Annotated in this window: 8 protein-coding genes, 1 tRNA gene, 5 pseudogenes and 1 other annotated feature; of the genes and pseudogenes, 7 read left to right on the top strand and 7 right to left on the bottom strand. The window is 61.4% G+C overall.

The window, feature by feature from the left end; genetic code table 11:
* Nucleotides 1-72 precede the first annotated feature (72 nt).
* The gene (locus tag IPK66_03000; protein MBK8174272.1) at nt 73-1746 is read right to left on the bottom strand and encodes a hypothetical protein; all 1674 of its coding nucleotides are present in this window, start codon (nt 1744-1746) and stop codon (nt 73-75) included.
* Nucleotides 1746-6305, bottom strand: a complete 4560-nt coding sequence (locus IPK66_02995) for a hypothetical protein (protein ID MBK8174271.1) — start codon at nt 6303-6305, stop codon at nt 1746-1748. The genes IPK66_03000 and IPK66_02995 overlap by 1 nt, the downstream gene beginning before the upstream one ends.
* A gap of 487 nt (nt 6306-6792) precedes the next feature.
* On the opposite strand from IPK66_02995, the gene IPK66_02990 reads away from it, so the two are divergent.
* The 5 genes and pseudogenes from IPK66_02990 (at nt 6793) to IPK66_02970 (ending at nt 16746) form a co-directional block, all read left to right on the top strand.
* Nucleotides 6793-13563 (top strand): tandem-95 repeat protein, encoded by a 6771-nt coding sequence (locus IPK66_02990; protein MBK8174270.1) that lies wholly within the window; start codon nt 6793-6795, stop codon nt 13561-13563.
* A gap of 244 nt (nt 13564-13807) precedes the next feature.
* Nucleotides 13808-13951, top strand: a complete 144-nt coding sequence (locus IPK66_02985) for a hypothetical protein (protein MBK8174269.1) — start codon at nt 13808-13810, stop codon at nt 13949-13951.
* Between the two features lie 274 nt (nt 13952-14225).
* The gene (locus IPK66_02980; GenBank protein MBK8174268.1) at nt 14226-14756 is read left to right on the top strand and encodes an IS630 family transposase; all 531 of its coding nucleotides are present in this window, start codon (nt 14226-14228) and stop codon (nt 14754-14756) included.
* Nucleotides 14757-15216: 460 nt separating this feature from the next.
* Nucleotides 15217-16206 (top strand): annotated as a pseudogene (locus IPK66_02975) (IS3 family transposase).
* 450 nt (nt 16207-16656) lie between these two features.
* Nucleotides 16657-16746, top strand: a tRNA-Ser gene (locus IPK66_02970).
* Here the strand turns inward: IPK66_02970 and IPK66_02965 are convergent.
* From IPK66_02965 to IPK66_02945, 5 genes and pseudogenes are all read right to left on the bottom strand, one after another.
* Nucleotides 16717-17871, bottom strand: a pseudogene (locus IPK66_02965) (recombinase family protein). The gene IPK66_02970 and the pseudogene IPK66_02965 overlap by 30 nt on opposite strands.
* Before the next feature lie 39 nt (nt 17872-17910).
* Nucleotides 17911-18489 (bottom strand): annotated as a pseudogene (locus IPK66_02960) (IS3 family transposase).
* Between the two features lie 266 nt (nt 18490-18755).
* Nucleotides 18756-19782: pseudogene (locus IPK66_02955) on the bottom strand (IS110 family transposase).
* Between the two features lie 56 nt (nt 19783-19838).
* Nucleotides 19839-19943: a sequence feature (AL1L pseudoknot), on the bottom strand.
* Nucleotides 19901-20227 (bottom strand): transposase, encoded by a 327-nt coding sequence (locus tag IPK66_02950; GenBank protein ID MBK8174267.1) that lies wholly within the window; start codon nt 20225-20227, stop codon nt 19901-19903. It overlaps the preceding feature by 43 nt.
* Before the next feature lie 47 nt (nt 20228-20274).
* Nucleotides 20275-20721: a hypothetical protein gene (locus tag IPK66_02945; GenBank protein ID MBK8174266.1), complete on the bottom strand. Its 447-nt coding sequence runs from the start codon at nt 20719-20721 to the stop codon at nt 20275-20277.
* Nucleotides 20722-21216: 495 nt separating this feature from the next.
* Between IPK66_02945 and IPK66_02940 the strand changes: the two are divergent.
* Nucleotides 21217-22202 (top strand): annotated as a pseudogene (locus IPK66_02940) (IS3 family transposase).
* Nucleotides 22203-22691: 489 nt separating this feature from the next.
* A complete protein-coding gene (locus IPK66_02935; protein MBK8174265.1) occupies nt 22692-24719 on the top strand; it encodes a multicopper oxidase domain-containing protein in 2028 nt (675 codons plus the stop codon).
* Nucleotides 24720-24784 lie beyond the last annotated feature (65 nt).

Raw genomic sequence — 24784 nt, 5'->3', positions numbered from 1 at the left:
GAGGTAATGGGAATCAGAAATCGGCGCTCTCGGGAATTCCTCGCGTCGGATCACGTCGATCGCTCTACAATACTATAGAGCAGTAATTTGAGGATTTCGAAAGCTTGCTGTTCCAACTCCATTGTGATCGAGGCAAATTAGAACGTAGCAGGGGTTAGGCAGATGGGTGACAGAGTGCTGGCGTGGTGTGAAAATAACCTCAATAGTCGTCCACGACGCGCTAGTTGATTGTTCTGCTTGTTCTGCTAGCCCATTAAGCTTGTCATAACCACGCGCGCGTAGTTTAGCAATTCCAGTTGTCTGAACCTCAACGCTAATCTTGTGTGGCCCAAGACTAGTAAGATGAACCGGGCGGTACACGAGATTGCGACCGCCTGATGTCATGTCGATCCGGCCGCCGGGGAATGTCACCCGGGCCCAATTGGTTGTTGGCCATGGATTTCCTTCAGTTATTCCGGCTTCCGGCTCAACATTCTGTAATACATGGACACACCATGTGTACGGTTTGTTAAAATCTTCCCACGTTTTTTGCAGGATTTCCGACGTATATCTATCTATGCTGTATTTTCTATAATCAACAATGTCGAGTAATACTGGCCAGTCTGCCTTCGGCACTCCATCCACACCCTCTGTAAAATCATAGGGAGCGACATCCCCTCCAGTCCGACCAAATGAAAAAATCGTCCACAAGCTGATCGCCCACCAATGCATCGCGCAAAACATTACGTGCATGCGTGTATAGCCACGAAGCGCACTATGGTTTATATAATCTTTGACATAAACACCGTTTGGTGGTGTATCGGACACTCCCGATTCTGTAGAAGTTATCGGTAATAACCGCTCCTGTTTTCCAGCGAGCACGCGTAATCTGTTCGCTTCCTGGAGCGACTTCCACCCCTGGAAAAGATTGTACTCCTTAAGCCCAGGCTCTTTGTTATTAAACTCTAGTATTCTCGATACCATATGATTGTGTATATCAATACCATCATAGAAATCGAGAATTTCTCCATTGTTTCTTGTCAGAATATCATAGATAGAGAACTTGTCGTCTCCATTTGCTGCGGTCAGGGCGGCAATTGCCGCCCTTGAGATTGTTGGGCCAAGAATAAACCCTGGGTGCGGCTCAGTCCGATAGGAAAACGGACCCGTCCGCAATTCCTGCCACATCATCTTGGCGAGCAAGATGAGGCGATCCATCGCCACCTGTGCCTCATTCGCAGGCGCATCGCGAACAAAATCGCCGAACGTCATGTCGGCGTTGTCACATTCATTCGGGTGCAACCATCCGACCGCGTCGTCAGCGGTCGGGAAGGGAAGTGCCATCTGGTGAAGGCGCCAGCGTATATTATCCCCCCAGGTTGTTTCACTGTATTGCTGCCCGGCCGGACCTTCGTAAACAGCGGACACCCCTGGATTGATCAGCAGCTTGCGGCCCTGTATCCACGAGTTCAGCGTTGGATCGCGGATGGTACTGAACCACGAAAGCCGCCCGTCCCATGGATAAGTGGGTTTTGGTACCGCAGCCGAACTTGTCGGCACGCCGACCTGAGGAGCTTCCCGCACGCCGCTGAGAAACCCCTTTGGGAGGTTTGTGTTCAGGGATTCGACATAGTTTGGATTATCAAATCCGTATTTAAAGTTTGTGTTTATCCAAATGAAATCTTCGAGTGGACGAGACGATGCTTGACGTGAGGGTGCTGAGTTTTCGTTGGCCGCGACCGATATCAGGCATAGACTCGACGACATCATACGCCTCCGAGCCGGACGTACTGGGAAACCTCCACCGGATCGTCAATGGTTGTGAACGAGGCAGACTTGCCATCGGCGAGAGAGAATGTTGGACCGTCACCGTCAATCGTATAGGCGATCTCCTGACCGGGAACCGCGAGTTGTGGAGCGGTCAGCGTCCCGCCGATCGTGGCAACTTCCGTGGGGTTCGCCTGATTAATCCCAAACGCCGCGCCCTGCCCATTCAGAAACAAAGTCGGCGGAACCCCTGTCGGTCGCGAACCGTTATAGCCGAGATTAACTGCCGCTCCGTTCGCGAAGAACTTATCGACGTTCCCTTGATTGTCGAGGTCCAAGTATACACCTGGAGCGAACCAAAGTTGGGCGCAAGATCCGCTCAGGGCGGGCGTCGTTGCGCTTGAGCGCGCACCGACCCGAACGATCGTGCTGTTAAGATCGATCAGGCCGCCGGCCGTGAGGACGGGGGTGTAATACCCTGCGCTGAGTTGAGCGACGGATTGACCGTTGAGTCGGATTTTAATGACAGGTACGGTTAGATCGCATGCTATGAGAATGTGGTAAAGTGTGCCTGTCGCTAACGCCGTGGTCACGGTACGATAGTCGAGAACGACGGTTCCATTCGCCGATTTTCCCAAAACCTGCAAGGTTGCTGGCGAACCGAACGAAAGCAGGTCAAAAGCCCCCTTCCCTGACTGGAAACACGATAGTAAAAAATTCCATTGATCAAATGTATCGAACGATGCCCAAAGAGAGACTGTAAATTTCTGAAAACTTGCGGGCAACGTAGATAGACCCGTCCGCGGGAATTCCATATAGCTGGCAGCATCGAACTTGGCACCACTCGCGACTTTTCCTTCGTTTGCTAGGACTGTGACGGCTCCCCCGCTCCTGTTTTGCAACAGAGTCGTCCTTATCAGCGACGACGTCCGTGGCAGGACAACGCGCTTGACGCCCGGACGCAGAACCAGAAACCGGTCCGCGACGGCAACTTCAGCGGCAGTAACGGGCCTCGCGGGCGGGTCGCCCGCGCCTTCGGGGATTCGCGCGAGAGGCAGCGGGTCGATCGTCGCATGCGGCGCATCACCATCACGACAAAATCTCAGGACCACGGATTTTACCGTAACCGGTCCGGTGCCGTTTCCTTTCTGGCCAGCGATGCGCACGTAGACCGACGTTTGCAGTACAGCGACAGGAATATTGGCGTAGACTGGATAGAAGGTCTTGTTCGTTCCGCTATCGAGAGTCACGGAGCACAGATCGTACCACGGCCCGGCGGCGGAGAATGCGTATTGCGCCTTCAGTACCGCACCCTCAATAGTTGCCCCCCCGACGGTGACTTCGAGGCGGACTTTTTGCAGCGTAAAATCAAAATCAGAAGAGCGTAGAAAGTGCTCCAGTGGAGTAATCTGTTTCCAAGCTGTCTCAATCGCCGGAACGATCCAATCAACGCCCGAGTCACTCTTATAAGCGACGAACGCGATTTGCCTTGTTTCCGTCTGCCGCATGTCACGCAGCGGATTATTTCGAATGACAACCTCGCTGTTGCCAATCGGTGCCTGCGTTACCACAGAGATGCCGCTAATTCGCTGATGAATAGGCTCTTTACCGGCAGTCTTCACGTCTTCCCAGGCATCGACGAAGCCGCTTTTGCGGAACATCCCGAGCGAGTCGTCGGCGATCGCGACGCCGCGCTTCAGGCTAGAGGGTGAGGCGTAGGTAGAACCTGTCCATAACGGTCCGAACGTTGCCGCGACGCGGTTACCCTCAATTGTCAGTTTGCGCGTTGGCCGCGTGTAGCTATCCACCGAAATTGCACGATTGATAACGTTCGCATCAAAGCATTGGTCATTCGAGATGACGTTGAAAATGTGGTTATCGATAATCGACAACTCTTGCGGTACGACCTCGCCCTCCGCTGCCTCGTCGGTAAACGTGCGAATACCGTAAAGGAACATCGCGTCGAGGCGATTGCGTGCGATGGTCAGCCTAGGGGCCGCAGCTTTAATCCCATTTGTCCACTTTGCGGTATTATCAGTAATTGCAGCCACATGGATGTAATTTTCGTCATCAGGAGTTGATGATGGAACATAAATAGCGAAGCAGTCATCCCGGCTGTAGAATGCAGAGCAGTTCGTAATCGCAATATCACGCCCATTTACATTAATACAATCTCTCGTGTTGCGTTCAACATGGCAGCGATCCACGCGAATTACTCCGCAATCCTGGGCCGTCAACCCCATCTCGACACCATCATATACCTTGATGCCGAACATCCGCAGTTCTCGAACTGTCGTGACATGGACGAATCGCGCACCTGCCACTTCCTGCTTGACGGCCTGACGTGCCCAGATGCCTTCAAGCACGAGGTTTTCAATATGAAGCGACTTTCCGTTCATCGCGCCTTCGAGCATGGTGAACGCGTCGGTATCGCTAGCCGGATCAGCATGTTTGAGGTGGAAACCGCGGCCACTGCCCACGATCGTCAGGTTCTTCGCCGGCAGCAGAAGCCCCCATCCGTTGGTTCCGTCGCGCGAGAGCCTGCCCATGCCCTCAAGCTTGATGGTCCCACCATCGACGGCCGCGGCAACCGCCGCGCGGAGCGCCGCCGAGATGTCGGTGTTGTTGGCGGCGATGGTCAGCAAGCGGTCCTGATACGGATCGGACAGGACGTTGGGAAAGCCGATTGACTTTGGCTTGATCTTCCGGTCGGCCCCAGCCGAGGTATCGCGGAAGAGGAGAAAATCACTATCGTTGTCAAAAACGGTTTCGCTGGTCAGGGTGGCAAGACTAAAGGAACCACCGGCAGTCGGTAGCTGGCTCCAGTCGACGACCTTCGGTTTGCCGTCAGTCTGATCTTTGATCACCAGCTTGTCGCCAGACACCGGGCTCGTTTTTGCCGTGTAGGCAAGGTCGGCCTTGAGCTGAGCGTCATTGCTGACGTTGCCGAGGCCGACGTCGCTATTCGCGAGACTTACTGCGCCCGTCTTGCCGGCAACGCTGGAAACCGGTGCGGCTGGTACGATGGTTGCCGCGATGTCACGAACGTCGACCGGTGCGAAACTTCTTACCGTCGTGCCGGTACCAGCCGCTTTTTCGGTTGCGGTCACCTGGGTGGGATTGGCCTGGGCGCCGAGTTGGATGCCGGTAAGCTTGACCCGTTCATCAATGGTCATCGAAACCTTGGCTGTACCGTCAGCGATCTGATCAGCCGTGTAGTCTCCGGCCTGTGCCGTGATCACGCCGGCGCGTCCGTGGACCGAGGAGACAGTGTTTTTCTGAGCACCCGGCTCGACGGTATTCAATGTCGCACGTTCCGCCGAGGTCATGACCACCTTGGACGAACCATCAGCGATCAAGTCCGCGGTATAATCGCCCGCTTTTGCCGCGATCGCGCCTGTCCGACCATGTACCGACGTAACGGTGTTGACCTCGGCACCCTGCGCAACACTCGCAAGTTTTGCCCGCTCGGCCGCTGTCATCACCACTTTTTCAGCGGTATCGCTGATCTGATCGGCCGCATAGTCTCCCGGCTGCGCCGTCACCTCACCGATACGGCCGTGCACTGATTTTACCGGCGCATCCGCGGCGGGCGCGTGCTGGGCGATCATCTCGCCCATGTCCTTCGGCGAGAACGAACGCGGAGCCGTTTCCTGTGGATCGGCTTTTTCGGCCGCCGTCACCGTCACGGGATTAGCCTGAGCACCGTCCTCAACGCCGGACAGCTTTGCCCGCTCGGCCGCCGTCATCACCACTTTTTCAGCGGTATCGCTGATCTGATCGGCCGCATAGTCTCCCGGCTGCGCCGTCACCTCACCGATACGACCGTGCACTGATTTTACCGGCGCATCCGCGGCGGGCGCGTGCTGGGCGATCATCTCGCCCATGTCCTTCGGCGAGAACGAACGCGGAGCCGTTTCCTGTGGATCGGCTTTTTCGGCCGCCGTCACCGTCACGGGATTAGCCTGAGCACCGTCCTCAACGCCGGACAGCTTTGCCCGCTCGGCCGCTGTGAAGTGCTTGTTAGCAACGCCTTCTGGCACATCATCGAGGCTGGACCACTTTCCATCCCCACTAGAGGCCAGTGCAGCCGTCGTGAGGTCGCCCTTTGCGTCGAAAACGATCGCCTTGCCGGCACGCGAGGCGGCGTCCGGTAGCAGCAGGTTTGCGTCCAAGTCGGTCGGAGACAGATGAATCGAACGTGCCAGATCCGCGTCCAGTTGCTGCAGCGCGCTGGTGATATTGTCGAGTTCAGCATTGATTGCCTTCGCGCGGAACGGCCCGGATTCCTGAAAATCCGTCGTGCGCTGCATAACCATCTGTCGACGCAGGCTCACTGTGAGCCCACTGGCAGGGGCCGTGTCGAAGACCACAGATCCGCCATCGGTCTTGCCAGCGCCGCGAATTTCGAAACCAGTCGTCTGCAGCTCGTCAGCGACATAAACCTCGAGATTTGATTGGTCGATTATCGCAAACGGAAAAAGGAACTCCCGGCGAACGCCATCGGCAACGTACTGAACGCGCGGCTTGACCGCAGTGATCTGAATCTGATCGGGCATGAGCGACCTTCAATTCGGAGAGAGTTGCGGATGGGGAACAGCAGCGGCCGCATCACGAAATTGCTTACGGCCCAAAAAAATTCAGCATCGGAAACGACACGCTTCCGCTGTGGCCACGTTTGGGCAAAGCAATGGCTGCGCTGCGGGGTTAATCCCGGCGTCCGATCTAGCGGGCGGGGAGTAGTGCGGGCGGACTTGTCGCCTTCGTTAAAAAGGTATATATACCTATTTTTGGTGTCGTGTCAAGCGCGTCGGCTTGGTCTCGGCTGACTCAGGCTCGCTGCTCGCAATCGTGTGGGTTGGCTGCGGATACCAAAATGGGGGAAGTTATGGCGACACGCTAAAATGCCTTTTATCGTTCGTATCTGACGGTTATAGAGTCTCAATAGCTCTATTGAGTTAATTTATTCGAAACGGTTTAGTGATATAAGAAGCGACCGCCTTTTGCCTGATTAGCGCTGTGATTTGCCGTGTATGGAGGCCACAAGTGACTGAAACGATCTTAGCGAGATCTGATCAGATTCCTGCCTCAAACGCGCTTTCCGACAGCGCGCCTGCCGGCATCCGCATCCCTGAGGATTTCCCGCTATTCGCGTCGGCGTTTATCCGCTCCGGCGACGACCTCCGCGCCGTTGCGCCCAACGGTTTTGAATTCGTCGTCGGCGGCTACTTCCGCAGCGATCGCCTGCTCGACTTGCAGGACGCAAAAGATGGTCACATGGCGGGAAATCTTGTCGCCAGCCTCGCAACTCAGAACAATCTTCCCAATACTTCGAATATTGCAGCGGATTTAGGCAGAAATTATTCAGGATTCGTCGAATCTGTCGAAGGAAATGCCACGATTATTCGCGCATCTGGCGATGTAGAACAAATAAAAAATCTTGTGCAGCTGCTTAAGGGAGATTTTTTATCTGTGGATGAAGGTTCATCGGTAAACATTGCTCTCACCGATGGCTCTCGCCTCAGCATATCCGATCGTGGTCATATCCTTTTCAAACAGATTACTCCGGAATCCTTTGCTGGCCGAGGACATATTGTAATCGAGGCAGCAGGTGGACGCTTTTATCTGGGGGGCCGTGCCCCGGGCGAGCCACCAGCAGCCTCCATTGTTATCGAGACGCCGGACGCACTCATCCATGCGCATGCTGCACTCACGTTTCAGCACACCGCTGAAGCGGGACTAATCGCTTGGCTGAACGACGACGCTCAGGTCGAGCCGGATGCGCTTGTCGTTGTAAATGACGCTGGGCAAGCAGTTGTCACGCACAGTCATCAGGTCATCACCGTAACCGGCCCCGACGACGCTCCAGTTATCAGCGATTCCGCGTCGGATGGTATCGATGTCCAAGCAATCGTCGGACCGACCGCGGCAGGGGGGGGATCCGACCTATCGGTCGAAGCGCTGTCCGTCTCGCCCGGAGGCGATCTCGACGCGCTTTCGGGTGAGCAGGTCGTCACCACCGGTTCGGTGACGTTCTATGACCTTTCCCCTGAAGCGACCCCCCTTGCCTCGCCGTCCTCGGGAATCTTCCAGGACAGTGCGTCCGCGCCAACCCAGCCATTGCATCATACACAGGAGCTGTTGCTCAACACTCAGACGACACAGGGCACTCCCTCATCTCCAGGGCCAGAGCCAAAGATTCTCCAAGGGTGGGAACCGCTCAAACTTCCTTGGGAGGTGCTTGGTGAGGCGAGCATCTCCTATGGCCTGCCAGAGGCTTCGACGCAGTTTCCGCTACGCGGCATCCGACCGACCGAACGCGATCAAATGGTACGGATCGAGGGCATAACGCCAGGTATCGGCGACATCGATTCCTTCCTGCACCTTGATCCATTGACCATCGACGGCGCTGTCCCCGGTGCCGAGCCTGCCGGTGCCAGTGCAATCCGCGCCTCGCTTCGCCTCGTCGCCGGCGACACGATTTCATTCGACTGGTTTTTCGATGCCGCGAACGAGACCGAACGCCTCGACTATGCCATGTTCACCATCGACGGAGCGAACAGCCTCGGGCGCGCTTTCAAGCTGGCCGATTCTTCCACCACGGGCATCGGCGGCGCGACCGGCTGGAGAAGCTTCGTCTTCACCGTAACCCAGACCGACACCTACACGCTTGGCTTCGCCGCGGTCAATGACCGCACGACCGACGATGCGTCGCGCCTCTTGATCGACAATGTCCTTGTCAACCGCGCGTTCGGCAACGACTACGTCGTCATCGAGGGCGTCGCGGGTCAATGGCAGAGCCTCGCCCAGAAGCCAACGGTCGTTGACGATCACTTCGCCACCCGCGCCGATCAGCCGCTCGAGTTTACCGCACAGACCTTACTCGCCAACGATGTCGATCCCGACCCGTTCGATGCGATGGGCATCGCCAGCATTGATACGTCGGGATTGCGCGGAATTGTCAGCTTCTCCATCACTGGGGCGATCATTTATGATCCCGACGGAGACCCTGACCACGTTGCAGCCAGCCAGTTCGCTTATCTCGCCTTAGGCGAGACCGCCGATACCAGCTTTCGCTATACGGTAAATGCCGGCAATGGAGTTACGGCAGACGGCACCGTTCGCATTACCGTCACCGGCGTCAATGACGCGCCGACGGCCGTGGACGACAAGTATCGCATGGCCGCAGACGCCCCAGCAACGAGCCTTAACGTTCTCGCCAATGACGACGACGTCGACAGTGACGACAGCGCGGCCACCCTGCACATTATCGCAGCGCATGCCGCGACCGGAACGGTGGCCTTCTCCGGCCTGCCTGGAGCCGGGCTCACCTACAGCCCTGGCACAAATTTCCAGACACTGGGCGCGGGCGAGACCGCCGTCGACGTCATCACCTACACCGTCGCCGACCGCCACGACGCAGAGAGTTCGGCAACGGTGAAGGTGACCGTTACCGGCGTAAATGACGCCCCGCACTCCGCCGACGACATCGCCTCGACCGACGAAGATATAGCGATCGCTATCGCTCCCTTGGCCAATGATGTGGACCCCGACGCGCACGACCGCCTCGCCATCGCCGCGATCATCGTCAACGGCCTCGCCCAACCCATTGCCGCCGGCGAGGCGGTCACCCTCGCTTCCGGCGCCGTGGTCACACTGCAAGCCGACGGCCGCCTGAACTACGATCCAGCAGGCCGCTTCAACGCTCTCGCTTCCGGCGCCACGGCCGTCGACACCATCCGCTACCGCGTCACCGACGGGCACGGCGGTGAGTCTGAGGCGGAGGTCCACTTGACGATCACCGGCCGCAACGATGCTCCCCTTGCCGGGGATGATTTCGTTGCGACCAGCGCAACCGCTCGCTTGATCATTCCAGTGGCGGAGCTTCTTGCCAATGACAGCGACCCCGATCGCGGCGATGCCTTGCGGCTGATCGGCGTCGACGGAACTGGCGCCCTCGGGAGTGTTTCCCTGCAGGGCGCATCGATTCTCTATGATCCGCAGACAGATGCCACCGGGCGCTTCGTCGGCCTCAGCGAGGGCGAGACCGCCCAGGACACGTTCCACTATATCCTTGCCGACGGAGTGATCGACAGCAGCGACCGGCTTGCTGCCATCGGTACGGTCACGGTAACGGTGACCGGTGTTAACGATCCCGTTGACGCCATTGATGATACGTTCACCACCAGCGAGGACGCTCCGATCGAAGCGGGCGCTCCCGGCGTCCTGGCCAATGACCGGGACCCCGACCTGCATGATACGCACACTGTAATCGCCGTCGACGGACAAGCGGCGAACGTTAGCAGCCAGATGCAGCTTGCTTCAGGGGCGTTCGTCACGATTAGCGCGTCAGGACGGCTCACCTACAACGCCGGCACGTTATGGAACTCGCTGGGAGCGGGAGAGCAGCGCCAAGAGATCGTGACGTACCAAGTTTCCGACGGGCACGGATCAGCCGACACAGCGCAGGTGACAATTACTATCCTCGGCAGCAACGATACGCCCACCGCTATCGCTGACGTCGCCCCCGCCGATGAGGATAGCCAGCGCCGCATTGCCGTGCTCGCCAACGACAGTGACCCGGACACCACCGACAAGCTTTCCGTGCGTTCGGTGATCCTGAAAGCGCCGGATGGAACGCCGACGCTGGGCACGGTGCGCATCAATCCCGACTTCACCTTGACCTATGATCCGGAAGGAAATTTCGACCACCTGCAGCCGGGAGAAACCGCCACCGACTCCTTCCAGTACGTCATCGACGACGGCCACGGCGGCCGATCCACCAGCAGTGTGACGGTAACAATTCACGGCGTCGACAATCCACAACCGGCGGCTCATCAGGAACTGCTCGACAGCTTCGACGTACCGCTGACCGCGCCAACGCCTGTCGCCGGGCTTACTGCCCAGTTTGGACTGCTCGGCACGGGAGCGCTTTCCTCAACGTTCGTTCCGCACGACGAACTCGGGCATAGCCTTGCCAGCCTGCATTCGACACACCTTGCGCAGATGGCGGTGTTCCAAGGACAAGGCGCGTCGGCGGCGGCGATCGAAGCCTACCTCTCGAACGACGTCATCTTCGGCGGCCAACCTCTTGTCAGGCTGCCGTCTGATAGTGACCTTACTTCAGCGAAAACGGGGTCAGCGACACGCACGCATCTCGCGCTCACCGCAAATGATGTCGTCGACAGCCACATCCTGCTGTCCTTCGACTGGAATTTCGTCGCCAACGCCGCGGAACGACTGGCCGGAACCAGCAACGACTTTGCTGTCCTCACCGTCACCGACGGCACGACCACCCGAGTCTACAAGCTAAGCGACGCGCGGGCCACGAGTTGGGGAGAGTCCGGCTGGCGAACTTCGGTCCTCGACGTTACCCACGACTTCGCGCTGGGTAGCGATGGCGCCCTGCGGCTCACCGTCGGCTTCGCTGTGCTTAACGATGCGACGCCCGACAACCCCTCGACACTGTTACTCGACAACATTCGGCTCAACCGACCGCTATCCGCCGATTTCGAACTGGTGGCAGGCAGCAGTGACGGCGCATTCTTTACCTACCGCCAAGCGCCGACGGCGCTCCCGGATACGGCGGTGACGAGTGAAAATACCGCGATCGACTTGCTGACGACGTCCCTGACGGCCAATGACTTTTCCGCCCGTGGCATCGATCCTGCCACGCTTGCGGTCATCGGCCTCGATTCAACCGGAACGCAGGCAGCGGTCACTTTTTCCGGCGACCACGTCACCTATGATCCCAATGGACGCTTCGATTACCTTGCCGAAGGACAGAGCGGATCGGACACTTTTCGTTATCTGCTCACCGATGGCAACGGCGGTATCGATCAAGGAGAAGTGACCATTACCGTCAACGGCCTGAACGATGCGCCGCTCGCGGTGATGGACACAGGTGCAGCGCGCGAAGACGGTCCTTCGCTGACGATCGACGTACTTGCCAACGACGACGACGTCGACAGCGACGACGACCGCTCGACCCTGCGGGTGGTCGCCGCCAATGCCGCCTCCGGCGCGGCGGTGGCATTCGCCGGCATTGCCGGCGCGGGCATTGTCTATCGTCCGTCGACAACCTCCGCCTTCCAGTCGCTCGGCGAAGGTGAAACCGCAACTGATACGATCACTTATACGATCGAGGATCGCCACGGCGCTCACGGCACCGGTTTGGTGCAGGTGACGATTACGGGTGTCAACGACGCCCCCGTGGCCGCGGCGGACGCAGCTTCGACCGACGAAGATACGGCGATCACGCTCAAGGTTCTCGCCAACGACACCGATCCCGACGCGCATGATACGCTCTCGGTTTCGGCGATCGGCAACACCACGGTCGCGGTGGGCTCGCGCGTGGTGTTGGCTTCCGGCGCCAGCGTCACGCTGAATGCCGACGGCGGCCTGCGCTACGATCCGAACACTGCCTTCGCGTCGCTGGCGCGAGGCCAATCGTCGAGCGATTCGTTTGTTTATGAGGCAAGCGACGGCCACGGTGGCAAGAGCTCAGCCCAAGTCAGCGTCCAGATTACCGGCCTGAACGATGCGCCGATCGCCGGTGCCGATGCAATGTCCTCCGCAGCCGACACCAAGCTTACCGTCGTTGCGAGCGCCCTTCTTGCCAACGACAGAGATCCGGATTCGGGCGATACCATCCACGTCAGCGGGATCGATGGCACGGGCACGCTAGGTATCGTCGGCTTCGATGGCACGAACATCACCTATGATCCAGGCGGCCATTTCCGTAGCCTTGGTGTCGGCGAGACGGCCACGGATACCTTCCATTACCAGATCGCCGACCATGATAATGCCATCGGCATCGGAACGGTTACGGTCACGCTCGTTGGCGTCAACGACGCACCCACCGCCACCGACGACAGCGGGGCCACTGATGAGGACACGCCGACAATCCTCGACGTGCTCGCCAACGATAGCGATCCGGATGTCCACGATACGATAACGATCACCTCGATCGACACCACAGGAACGCACGGGCTCGTCAGCCTGAACGCCGACGGGACGATTACCTTCGATCCGCGTGGCCATTTCGATAGCCTTAATCCCGGAGAGACCGGGCATGATTCCTTTAGCTACCGGGTCTCCGATGGTCACGGTGGGTTTGACGAGGCGACCGTGAGCGTCAGCATAGCGGGACGCCCCGACAACGAGCGCATCGTCGACAGTTTCGAAGCACCCTTCAGCGCGACCGCCCGGAGTTCGTCATTCGTTACGACGGCAACCCAATACCAGGAAACTGACGGAGTCCATGGCATTTACACGCCAACTGACGGAGTATCGATGGCGAAACTTGAAGCCAATGGTACCTCCGTGGCGACGCTCCAGTCTTTTCTCAGCCAGCCGGCCGGGTCGCTTTTTCGCGATCCAGTTGATGGCAGCTCCCCGGCCAACGGTGCGGCCTTTAAGCTCGCGGTCGTCGTACAGGCGGGCGATCGTATTTCGTTTGATTGGATGTTTGACGCGCGCGATTTTGTCAACGCGCCATCGGATGGCAAGGCGGACAACGACTATGCCGTCTTGTCCGTCGCCGGAGATGGCGCACCTACCCTTTTCAAACTTTCCGACGTTCGTGAAACGGGCGATCAAGGTGCAACCGGCTGGCGATCCTCTATCTATGAGGTTTCAAATTCCGGAACGCTCACCATTGGGCTCGCTGTCGTCAACGACCGTGTCGCGGGGCCGTCCGCTGAGAATTCAATTCTCTTAGTCGACAACTTGCGCGTGAACCACCCGTTTGGAACTGGATATCAGGTCGTCGACAGTCAGGCCGATGGCCACTTCGAAACACTCGTCCTCACATAAGCGATGCCAGGCCCATTTGGCCGTTGGATTCTCGCGCCATGCCGCGCTGCGCATTGTGCGCGTCCAAGCAGGATTCCCTTGGGCGATCCACATATGGCAGGCTCTGGTGGAGGGATCACTGGATTTTGGTGTTGTCATGGCGGGTCGTCCTCGGGTAGTGGCGACGGCGGAGCAGTGCGAGGAGTTGCGTGCGCTGGCCGGTTCGCCGGATCGGGCGTAAGCGGATCGGGCGCGGTCGATTTTGTTGTCGCTGCAGGGTTGGTCGAGCGCTCGGATTGCCGAAGCGTTTTCGGTCGAGCCGAACAGCGTGCGCCATTGGCGCTGGACGTTCGGTCGCGAGGGGTGGCGGGCCTGCGCGCCCGCAAGGCACCGGGGCCGGAGCCGGTGAAGGCGCGGGCGGCGCTGGCGGTGGTCTCGGCAGTGCTGACGGACGAGGTTGCCGATCGGCGGAACTGGACGCTGCCGCGGTTGCAGAACGAGATCGAGCGGCGCACCGGCGAGCGGATTTCCAAGTCGCGGCTGAGCGTGGTGATGCGCAAAAGGGGGGCTTTCGCTGGCGGCGACCCCGGCACACGCTGAAGGGGCGGCAGGACGCCCAGGCCGTCGATCGCTCCGGCCTGCGGCTTCGTCTGCTGAAGCAGCAGGCCCAGGCCGGCGACCTCGTGCTGCTGTTCGAAGACGAGTCCGAGGCGCTCACCCATCCTTATCTCGCGCATGTGTGGGCCGGGCGCGGCGCCGACCTGCGCGTCGCAGCGCCCGGCCAGGCGCGCAAGGTGGCGATGATCGGCGCGCTCGACTTCGCGGCCGGCACGCTGGTCGTCGAGACCAGCCGGAGCAAGCGAAGCAGCGATTTCATCGCTCTGCTGACGCGGCTCGACGAGCTCCATGGCCCGCGCCCCGGCCGACCGACGAAGCCGGTCGTGCTCGTCATCGACAACGGTCCCATTCATACCAGCAAGGCGTCGCGTGCCGCCCTCGCCGCGCGGCCATGGCTGTGCGTCGAATGGCTGCCGAGGTACGCCCCCGAGTTGAACGACATCGAACATGCTTGGCGTGACCTGAAGCGGCATTTCCTCGCCCATCAGACCTTCCGAGACCTCGACCATCTCGACCGCGCCATCCATGCTGCCGTCACTGACCTCAACAACGAACGCCAATCCAAAACGTGTGCAAACCTACGAATCGCTGCTTAGAGATGACGATGCCCTGGATTTGGGACCCGCTTAACCGACCCCAGGGGGAATTTGGAGCCCGGCAGAGATCCGGCAGATGATCGCCCACAAGGAGCCGTTCCCGGCCGATGCTTTCGAAATGCCGGTGCCCTCGCCAGCGCCGATCATCGCCTGACCATGTCCAGGCCCCCTTGATCACCGGGCAGGCCGAGCGCGTGAACCGCAGCATCAAGGACGCCACCGTCGAGCGCTTCGACGACGATCCCACGATCAAGTCCGATACCATCTGGATCACTTCACCTCATCCTATAATTTCACCAAGCGTCTCAGGGTCCTCAAAGCCTCACGCCGGACGAATTTATGTGCGGTGGCCGAACGATTCAGCTTCGATCTGATCCATTTGGAGACTGAAGTGGACCCCGAATTTGGGACCAGGGGCTTGATTGGAGCGGGGTCGGCTCCGTCGTGGTAGACGGAGATGATGATGAAGAAGCCGAGACGGAAGCTCGATGCGGCGCTGAAGGCGAAGATCGCCCTGGAGGCGCTGCGGGAGCAGGCGACGGTGGCGGGCCTGGCGGTGCGTTATGAGGTTCATCCGAACCAGAGCTATGCCTGGAAGAAGCAGCTCTTGGACAACGCGGCGCCGGCCTTCGATCCGGGCGTCGGCATCGACGCGGACGAGGCGCGCGAGCGGGAGATCGAGACGCCGCATGCCAAGATCGGGCAGCTGACGGTCGAGCGGGATTTTTTAGCCAGGAGGTCCGGGCGTGTACCGGCCAGCGCCGGCGAACGACGACGCCGATCTGGCGCTGATGCTACGGATCGACGGGCTGTTCACCGCTTGGCCGTTCCTCGGCTCGCGGCGGATGACGGGGATGCTGCGGGCGGAAGGTCTCTCGGTCAACCGCAAGCGGGTGCAGCGGCTGATGCGGCGGATGGGGATCGTAGCCCTGGGGCCGAAGCCGCGGACGACCAAGCCGGCGCCGGGGCACAAGATCGTCCCGTATCTGCTGCGCGACCAGGTGATGTCGGCCGAACCAGGTGTGGGCGGCGGATATCACCTACATCCCGATCGGACGCGGCTTCCTCTACCTGGTGGCGATCATCGACTGGGCGAGCCGGGCGGTACTGGCCTGGCGGCTGTCGAACACGATGGACGGCGCGTTCTGCGGCGACGCCCTCGACGAGGCGATGGCGCGCTTCGGCCGGCCCGAGATCTTCGATACCGACCAGGGCAGCCAGTCCATCAGCGCCGCCTTCACCGGCCGGCTGGCGAGCGCCGACATTGGGATCTCGATGGACGGCCGATGGATGCAACGTCTTCATCGAACGGCTGTGGCGGTCGCTGAAGGACGAGGACGCCTATCTGAAGGGCTACGCCGACGGCCGCGAGGCGCGCGTCGGTATTACCTCGTGGATCGGCTTTTACAATGGCCGACGTCCCTATCAGGCGCTGGCCGGCCGGACCCCGATGGCGGTGTGGCGCGACGGCATCCACGGCACCGTGGCCGGCAACGCCGTGGACATGACACTTCGTTTGGGCGACGCGGCCGCGTCGCCCACATGCCCACCGCGACAACAACAACAAACGCCTTGCGTGGCGTGATCGACAAGGACAGTGCCGGCCAGCCTTCCAATCAAGAACGACGATCCAGTGCTCCCACCAAAGGGGTCCACTTCACCCCGCTCTCGTAGAGTTTGGCGAAGCACGTCTCGCTGAGTTCCTTCCGAAACTGAACGCTGTACCGTGTCATACATCAACCCCACTTGTTCTCTTGCATGCTCCCATTTTGCGCCACGCTCTGGCAGGCTGAGAAAAATGCGCAATCAAGTAAGGCTTTGGTGACACACGCAGGTACGGGTCGATGTTTGCAATTATGCAAAGAACCTTTAGATGTCGGTCGTGCATCGAGCGCGCAGCGGATGGGTGGCCGAGCGGTTGAAGGCACCGGTCTTGAAAACCGGCGTGGGGGCAACTCCACCGTGGGTTCGAATCCCACCCCATCCGCCACTTCAGTCCCTGAGTGGGCACTGAGTTTACGCCACTTCCCGCCACAAGCGCCTGTAGCAGTTGGGACTTTGGTCCCATGATACGAGCCTCGCCCTCGGCGACCTCGACACGCTGCGGAAGCGCGCGCAGGTGGTCGCGGCGATAGCCGCCGCCTTCAAGCCGGATACGCTGACGCGCGGTTGTGGCGAACTTGCGCAGCATCTGCGGTGTGACGGCTTTCTGACCCGAGTTCTGGAGCATCGCCTGTGCCCGGTCGGCGTCGGCCTCGGCCTGATCGCGGATGGCCTTGAGGCCGTCGATGCGGTCTTTCAGTGCCGGGGTCGTCCAGATCGGCGACGCCCGCCTCGATGGCGTCATAGAGTCGCTTGAGCCGCAATTCCGATTCTGCGGCGCGCTTGTTCAACTCAGCGATATGCTCACGACGGCGCTCGGCATGTTCCTCCCTGCGGTCAAGCGCGGCGGCAAGAACGGACTCCAACCGCTCGGGTTGGAGTAACTTTATTCAAGGTGATTGACGACCAAATCGTCCAGCTTCTCCATCGGCACGGCCATGCCCTCGCAAGCGGTCGGCCCCTGCCTCGCCTTCATCGAGCAGGCATAGTATCGATAGCGCGCCCGCCATTGCCGGTGATGACGCGGGCGGGCATGACCTTGGGATTGCGGGCCTTGAGCAGCTTCTGAACCGCCTCGAAGGTCTCCTTGTCGATAATCGGCGGGATGGGAACGGTGACGATCTCGCTGACCGGCTTCAATTCCTTGGTCTTGGAACGCTTGTTGAACTCATGCTCGCCCATGTAGGTGCCGCGGGTGAGGATACGGTGAACCTGCCCGATGCCCCAGCGCCCGCCGTCGCGGGTGAAGATGCGGCGGCTGTTGAGATAGGAGACGATATTCTTGACGCCCATCTGGCCGGTGCTGCCGTCGCCTTCCAAGGCAAGCCGGTAGATCAGCCGCACGGTGTCGGCGTGGAGCGGATCGATTTCCAACTTCTTCTTGACCTTCGCGCCGCGCTGTTCGGCCGCGGACGGTGCGATAGCCGATAGGAGGAAGCGAACCATTCCAGAAGCCTTACCTCGCATTCTCCTTCAAGGCCTGCATGACGTGCTTGGCGTTTGCCTTGGCTTGAACCGCTCCGGGTTTGTCGGAGGCGGGTTTCTTTGAGTCCTACGCCGCCACGACGCGGGACTCCAGCTCGGCGTAATAGCTCGCCTCAGCCGGCGGGATATTGCCGATCGGCTCGAGGAGCCGCCGATTGTTGAACCAGTCGACCCATTCGAGCGGGGCATACTCGACCGTTTCGAACGACCGCCACGGTCCGCGCCGGTGGATCACCTCTGCCTTGTAGAGGCCGTCGATCGTTTCGGCGAGGGCGTTGTCGCAGGAGTCCCCGACGCTTCCGACCGAGGGAACCACGCCGGCGTCGGCGAGACGTTCGGTGTAGCGGATGGACAGGTATTGCCCGCCTCTGTCGCTGTGGTGACCCCGGACAACTCCTCGAAGGCCCATCTGCTTCATCAGTCGAGCCACCGTACAACGAGCGACGCGTTCACCTTCCCGGTTCATCTGTCGCCAGACCTTCCGAACGCCGTAGACGCGGAAGTTCTCGTCGAATATCCGGCGGATCGATCGACGCAGCACCCCGTCGCGACGCGCCCGGAGGGACGCCTGCGAGGGATCGAGCCGGCGAGCGGCGTGGGCGCGGTAGGTGGACGGGGCGATCGGCAACTCCCGGCAGATGGGCTCGTGTGTGGACGCCCTCGTGGTGTCAAGCAATTCTCGGGTCGCGTTCGGAGCGTGTGGTCAGGTGCGGTCGTGTGTCCGGCCTCGTGATGCGGCCTTCGAACGCCGCGGGCCCGTATGGAGATATGCAGGTCGGATCCATTTCGACCCCGCGCGCTCGAGGCGCCTGAGCCGTTTTGCTGGGTTTTCCGACCCGATCTCGTGACCGTTCGCCCTTACGCTTCCCTCGCCCTGCTCACACCTCCGACGTCATCCCGGCCGCCGATCGCTCACGCGACGGTCGCCGGAACTCGGTAGCTCTCGTTCTTGCTCATCATGGCCCACGCCATCCTGGCCATGCGGTTGGCCAGCGCGACGGCGACCAGCATGCGCGGCTTCTTCGCCATCATGCGCGCCAACCACGATCCCTCCGGCGCCCCTTTGCGGGCTGCCCATCGCACGACGGCGACTGCGCCCGTGATCAGAAGCCGGCGGATATCCCTTTGCCCCATGCGCGTGATCCTGCCCAGGCGCTCTCGACCGCCGGTCGAATGCTGCCGCGGGGTGAGCCCCAACCAAGCCGCGAAGTCCCGTCCCTTGGCGAACACTTCCGGAGCGGGGGCAAAGGTGACGAGCGCCGTCGCTGTGATCACGCCGATGCCGGGCATGGTCATCAACCGTGCCACCGCCTCGTCCTGCGCCGCGCGGTTCGCGGATCTCCTTGTCGAGCGTATCTATACGCGTGGAGAGGTCGTCGATTTGAGCGAGTAGTACGCGTGCCAGTTCGACCACGGCATCCGGCAGCACATCCTCCTCGCCCTCGATGAGCGCCGTGAGGAGGCCGACATGGGCGACGCCGGTCGGTGCCACGACGCCGAACTCGGCCAAGTGACCGCGCAAGGCGTTGATCGCCTGGGTACGCTGCCGCACGAAGAGATCCCGCGTCCGGTAGACCATTGCCGACGCCTGCTGTGCCTCGGTCCTGACCGCGACGAACCGTATCGTCGCGCGCGCTGCCGCTTCGGCTATAGCCTCGGCATCGGTCGCATCGCTCTTCTGCCTCTTCACGAACGGCTTCACGTAGGCCGGCGGGATCAGCTTCACGGTGTGCCCGAACTCTCCGATCGCGCGTGCCCAGTAATGGGCGCTGGCGCAGGCCTCCATCGCGACTGTGCAGACCGGCCGCTCCGCGAAGAAGGACAAGACTTGCCCGCGCCGCAGCTTGCGCCGGAAGACGACCGAGCCGTCCGCGGCCGCCCCGTGCAGCTGGAAAACGTTCTTCGCCAGATCCACCCCGATGACGCTAACCTCGACCATGGACGCCCTCCTCTGTAGCGGTCTTCAACACCACTACCTTGGCACATCGATGCCGTCGGGAGGGCGTCCACTCCATCGACCCCGTAGACGTCCCAGTGGTCGTCGATGAACAACACCATCACTTCTGTCGGCGGTCGAGCTCCACCAGGGCGAAATACGCACTCGCCTTGCGCAAGATCTCGTTTGGTTGCCGCAGCTCGCGGACCTCGCGCTCCAGCGCCTTCAGGCGAGCGTCCAAATCCGGCGCACCGCCGTCGATCCGACCGCTGTCTCGCTCCGCCTTCTTCACCCAAAGCCGCAGCGTCTCCGGCGTGTAGCCGATCTTGGCGGCGATCGAGGCAATGGCGGCCCATCGCGAAGCGTGCTCGCCCTCGTGTTTGAGGACCATCCGCACCGCCCGGACGCGCACTTCCGGGGAAAACTTGTTCGTCGTCTTGCTCGTCATGGCTCCATACTCTCAAAAGTTGAAGCCGCCGACAAACCCGGAGCGGTTCAGGAATCGTCGCTCAACGAGGCCACGGATTCGAGTGTCGACAAATTGGACTCTGTTCGGCGGGCACCGTCAAGTTGGGCGGGAGCGAGCCTTGGCAGGAGTTGGGTTGGACGGCAACCGTCTCTGGAGAGAGTGGCTCCCTCCTTTCTCGAGAGGACCAAGCCGGCAAGATCACTGATCTCGGTATCGGAGAGTTTGGCGAGTTCGTTCAGCGCGTCGGCCCAGTCCTTGGCATCGGCGAAGTCGTGCAAGCCGACGGTTTTCAACAGGTGCTCGCGGGTCGGCATCGCCGACTCCGACTCGTCTCGCTCATGGTGAGCTGCGGGCCGCGGCGCGGTGGCATTGGAGGGGTGGATCACGTCGACGACGCGCGCACCATTCGCGTACTCGGGTCTGGCGAGGGGAACATCGCGGCCGCTGAGGAGCGGCAAGCGAACACGAGGCATCGTCCGGTTCCTTCTCCGCGGCGCGGAGAGGATCGCGTCCGCGCCATTCTGCCGAGGATGCGCTCGTGGTGTGAACACCGTAGGACGTCCCTGTTAACGCCGCGTGACGTGCGGTGCGAACAGCGCGCAGAGTTGAAGCGCGGCATTTCGGTCTGACAATGCCAATCGCTTGCTTATGGAACACCGAACCGGCCTTGTCGTGCGTGTGCAACGGCGCCGTCGACCCTGCGACCGTCCTGACCCGGTCTCGGCGACAGGCCGGGGATGGCCGCGCTCAGTCGACGCCGCACCCGAGTCCCAACTCTGTTTCGTCGTCGTCGGCAGCGGCGGCCGCCGGGACCTTGCCGAACGACACCTCCCAGACGGCGGCAACCGTCCGCTCCAGGTCTCGCGGCTCCCGCCACAGCTCCGGGCCGTACTGAAGTGGACCCCGAATTTGGGACCAGGGGCTTGATTGGAGCGGGGTCGGCTCCGTCGTGGTAGACGGAGATGATGATGAAGAAGCCGAGACGGAAGCTCGATGCGGCGCTGAAGGCGAAGATCGCCCTGGAGGCGCTGCGGGAGCAGGCGACGGTGGCGGGCCTGGCGGTGCGTTATGAGGTTCATCCGAACCAGAGCTATGCCTGGAAGAAGCAGCTCTTGGACAACGCGGCGCCGGCCTTCGATCCGGGCGTCGGCATCGACGCGGACGAGGCGCGCGAGCGGGAGATCGAGACGCCGCATGCCAAGATCGGGCAGCTGACGGTCGAGCGGGATTGTTAGCCAGGAGGTCCGGGCGTGTACCGGCCAGCGCCGGCGAACGACGACGCCGATCTGGCGCTGATGCTACGGATCGACGGGCTGTTCACCGCTTGGCCGTTCCTCGGCTCGCGGCGGATGACGGGGGATGCTGCGGGCGGAAGGTCTCTCGGTCAACCGCAAGCGGGTGCAGCGGCTGATGCGGCGGATGGGGATCGTAGCCCTGGGGCCGAAGCCGCGGACGACCAAGCCGGCGCCGGGGCACAAGATCGTCCCGTATCTGCTGCGCGACCAGGTGATGTCGGCCGAACCAGGTGTGGGCGGCGGATATCACCTACATCCCGATCGGACGCGGCTTCCTCTACCTGGTGGCGATCATCGACTGGGCGAGCCGGGCGGTACTGGCCTGGCGGCTGTCGAACACGATGGACGGCGCGTTCTGCGGCGACGCCCTCGACGAGGCGATGGCGCGCTTCGGCCGGCCCGAGATCTTCGATACCGACCAGGGCAGCCAGTCCATCAGCGCCGCCTTCACCGGCCGGCTGGCGAGCGCCGACATTGGGATCTCGATGGACGGCCGATGGATGCAACGTCTTCATCGAACGGCTGTGGCGGTCGCTGAAGGACGAGGACGTCTATCTGAAGGGCTACGCCGACGGCCGCGAGGCGCGCGTCGGTATTACCTCGTGGATCGGCTTTACAATGGCCGACGTCCCTATCAGGCGCTGGCCGGCCGGACCCCGATGGCGGTGTGGCGCGACGGCATCCACGGCACCGTGGCCGGCAACGCCGTGGACATGACACTTCGTTTGGTCGACGCGGCCGCGTCGCCCACATGCCCACCGCGACAACAACAACAAACGCCTTGCGTGGCGTGATCGACAAGGACAGAGCCGGCCAGCCTTCCAATCAAGAACGACGATCCAGTGGTCCCACCAAAGGGGTCCATCTCATTACCTTGGTCAGTCGCAACTCTTCCCGAGTTTATGCGTAATCGTTCGGCGAAGTGTCGACAATGGCGAGTTTGGGGGAGTATCATCAGAGTGTTGCATCTTGCGCAAAAACTATAACCAAGGCGCGGGTGTGCAAGGGCGGTCGAGGCGGGCGGTCGTTTAGGTACACGCCCGATCCGTGTCGCTGAGGAGCGGGGGATGGGCTTGTTCGAAAGCGTGGACCGGTGGGCGTTGCGTGCCCGCATCCGGCGCCGACTCACCACCGGCATCGGCGGACTGATGGTGGCAGCGCTGCAGTCCGCCGCAGGCGCCGTGCCTGCCGCGGAGCCGGTCGCCAAGCCTGCCATGGGGCCGGCCATTGCGCCTGTCGCAGCGCAGGCCGACGATCGCACGCTCATCAATCCGCCGAAGTTCGCCATCGAATCCAAAACCGCACCAAAGACGACGATGATGGCGCTGCCGCCGGCGACGGCGCCGCGGATGAGCGGTGAGAAGCGGTTTGACCTCGACGTCGTTTACACCGACAGCGCCATCTACAACCCCGCCACCCGCCGCAAGGACAAGGTGCATCTGCGCAGCTACAGCGGTACTGGCGTCAATCCCAACCGCCCGTTCGTCGCCCCGACGATCGAGGTCGATCCGGGTGATACGGTGCGGATCACGTTGAATAACCGTCTGCCGGCCGATCCGAGCTGCACCCAGCACGCTGACGGGCCGAACGTCCCCCACTGCTTCAACGGCACCAATCTGCATACCCACGGGCTTTGGGTCAGCCCGACCGGTAACAGCGACAACGTGCTGCTGTCGATCAATCCCGGCGTCAGTTTTCAGTACGAATACAACATCCCCCCCGACCATCCCGCCGGGACGTTCTGGTACCACCCGCACCGCCACGGCGCGGTAGCGCTGCAGGTAGCGAGCGGCATGGCCGGCGCGCTGATCGTTCGCGGCAACCGCTTGCCGACCGCGAGTGCCAACGGCGATGTCGACACCCTGCTCAAGACCCGCGAGGGCGCCGGGTTTCCCGAGCAGGTGCTGGTTCTCCAGCAGATCCAGTACGCCTGCCTCGACGCCGCCAGCAACATCAAGGTGGCGCGCGACGAGGCCGGCGCGGTCGTCGCCTGGGTGTGCGATCCCGGCGATGTCGGCGGCATCGAGTTCTACCGCGATCCTGCCGGCGCCGGTCAGTTCGGACCGGAGACTTGGCCACAGTCCGGCCGCTTCACCAGCATCAACGGCCTCGTTCTGCCGACGTTTCCGAGCGAGGCCGGGCGCATCGAGCGCTGGCGGCTGATCCATGCCGGGGTGCGCGACACCATCAGCCTCGAATTCCGCCGTCTGAAGATCGATGCGCCAGCCATTGATGCGCTGAAGTCCTCCGAGGCCGCAGCGTTCATCGGCGACTACTGCACCGGCGAGCCGCTGCCCTACCACCTGATCGCCGAGGACGGGCTAACTATGGCCGCCGTGCAGCCGACGACGCGCACGACGCTGCAGCCGGGCTATCGCGCCGATGCGCTGATGGTCTTTCCCGACCCGGGCAAATACTGCGTGATCAACGCCTCGGTGCCGGCCGCCGCCAGCGTCACCCGCCAGGCGCCCAGCCCGCGCCTGCTCGGCATCGTCGCCGTGGCACCGGGCAAGACGGTGCGCGATCCCGCCGCCTACCTGACTGGCGAGCTGGTTGCCGCCGCCCGTCGCGAGATGCCGCCACCGCTGCGCGACGCGGTGATCGCCGATCTCAAGGACGGGCTGAAGCTGTCGCATTTCGTGCCTCACGCCGACATCGGCGATGCCGAGGTCACCGGCGCCCAGGAGCTCACCTTTTATATCGATACATCCACCACACCGCCGCGCTTCGAGGTCGACAACGAGCCCTATGATCCCGATCGAATCGATCGGATTTTGAAACTTGGCGGTGTCGACGAATGGACGCTGCGTTCGCGCTTCGTCAGCCATCCGTTCCACATCCACGTCAATCCGTTCCAGATCGTGCGCATTCTTGATCCGCAGGGGCGTGACGTCAGCGCGCCAGGCGCGATTGACGATGCCGGCGGCGCCCCCGATCCCCAGTATCCGGGGTTGAAGGGGGTGTGGAAGGACACACTGTGGGTGAAGAGCCTCATCCCCCAAGAAGCCGAGCCGGCGGGGATCTATACGGTCGTCGTCAGAACCCGATACCAACGCTACATTGGCGAATACGTGCTCCATTGCCATATCCTCGATCACGAGGATCAAGGAATGATGCAGAACGTGCGCATCGATCTGCCCGACGGCCACGGAGGCACGACATTCGGCCACCACTGAGGTGTGCTCGCCTTCACGGCCGGTCATCGTTTCCCTTTCTTTCGCGACCATTGAGGAAAGTCGAT

This window comes from Rhodospirillales bacterium (genome assembly GCA_016712595.1).
GTDB lineage: Bacteria > Pseudomonadota > Alphaproteobacteria > Rhodospirillales > Defluviicoccaceae > Defluviicoccus.
The sequence above is the reverse complement of the archived record's forward strand: the minus strand, read 5'-3'. Positions and strand labels throughout refer to the sequence as shown.

What these genes read in the sequence shown, in the direction of transcription:
- IPK66_02945 (MBK8174266.1), bottom strand. Translation starts at nt 20,721, where the DNA reads ATGCCTCGTGTTCGCTTGCCGCTCCTCAGCGGCCGCGATGTTCCCCTC.
- IPK66_02950 (MBK8174267.1), bottom strand. Translation starts at nt 20,227, where the DNA reads ATGACGAGCAAGACGACGAACAAGTTTTCCCCGGAAGTGCGCGTCCGG.
- IPK66_02995 (MBK8174271.1), bottom strand. Translation starts at nt 6,305, where the DNA reads ATGCCCGATCAGATTCAGATCACTGCGGTCAAGCCGCGCGTTCAGTAC.
- IPK66_03000 (MBK8174272.1), bottom strand. Translation starts at nt 1,746, where the DNA reads ATGTCGTCGAGTCTATGCCTGATATCGGTCGCGGCCAACGAAAACTCA.
- IPK66_02935 (MBK8174265.1), top strand. Translation starts at nt 22,692, where the DNA reads ATGGTGGCAGCGCTGCAGTCCGCCGCAGGCGCCGTGCCTGCCGCGGAG.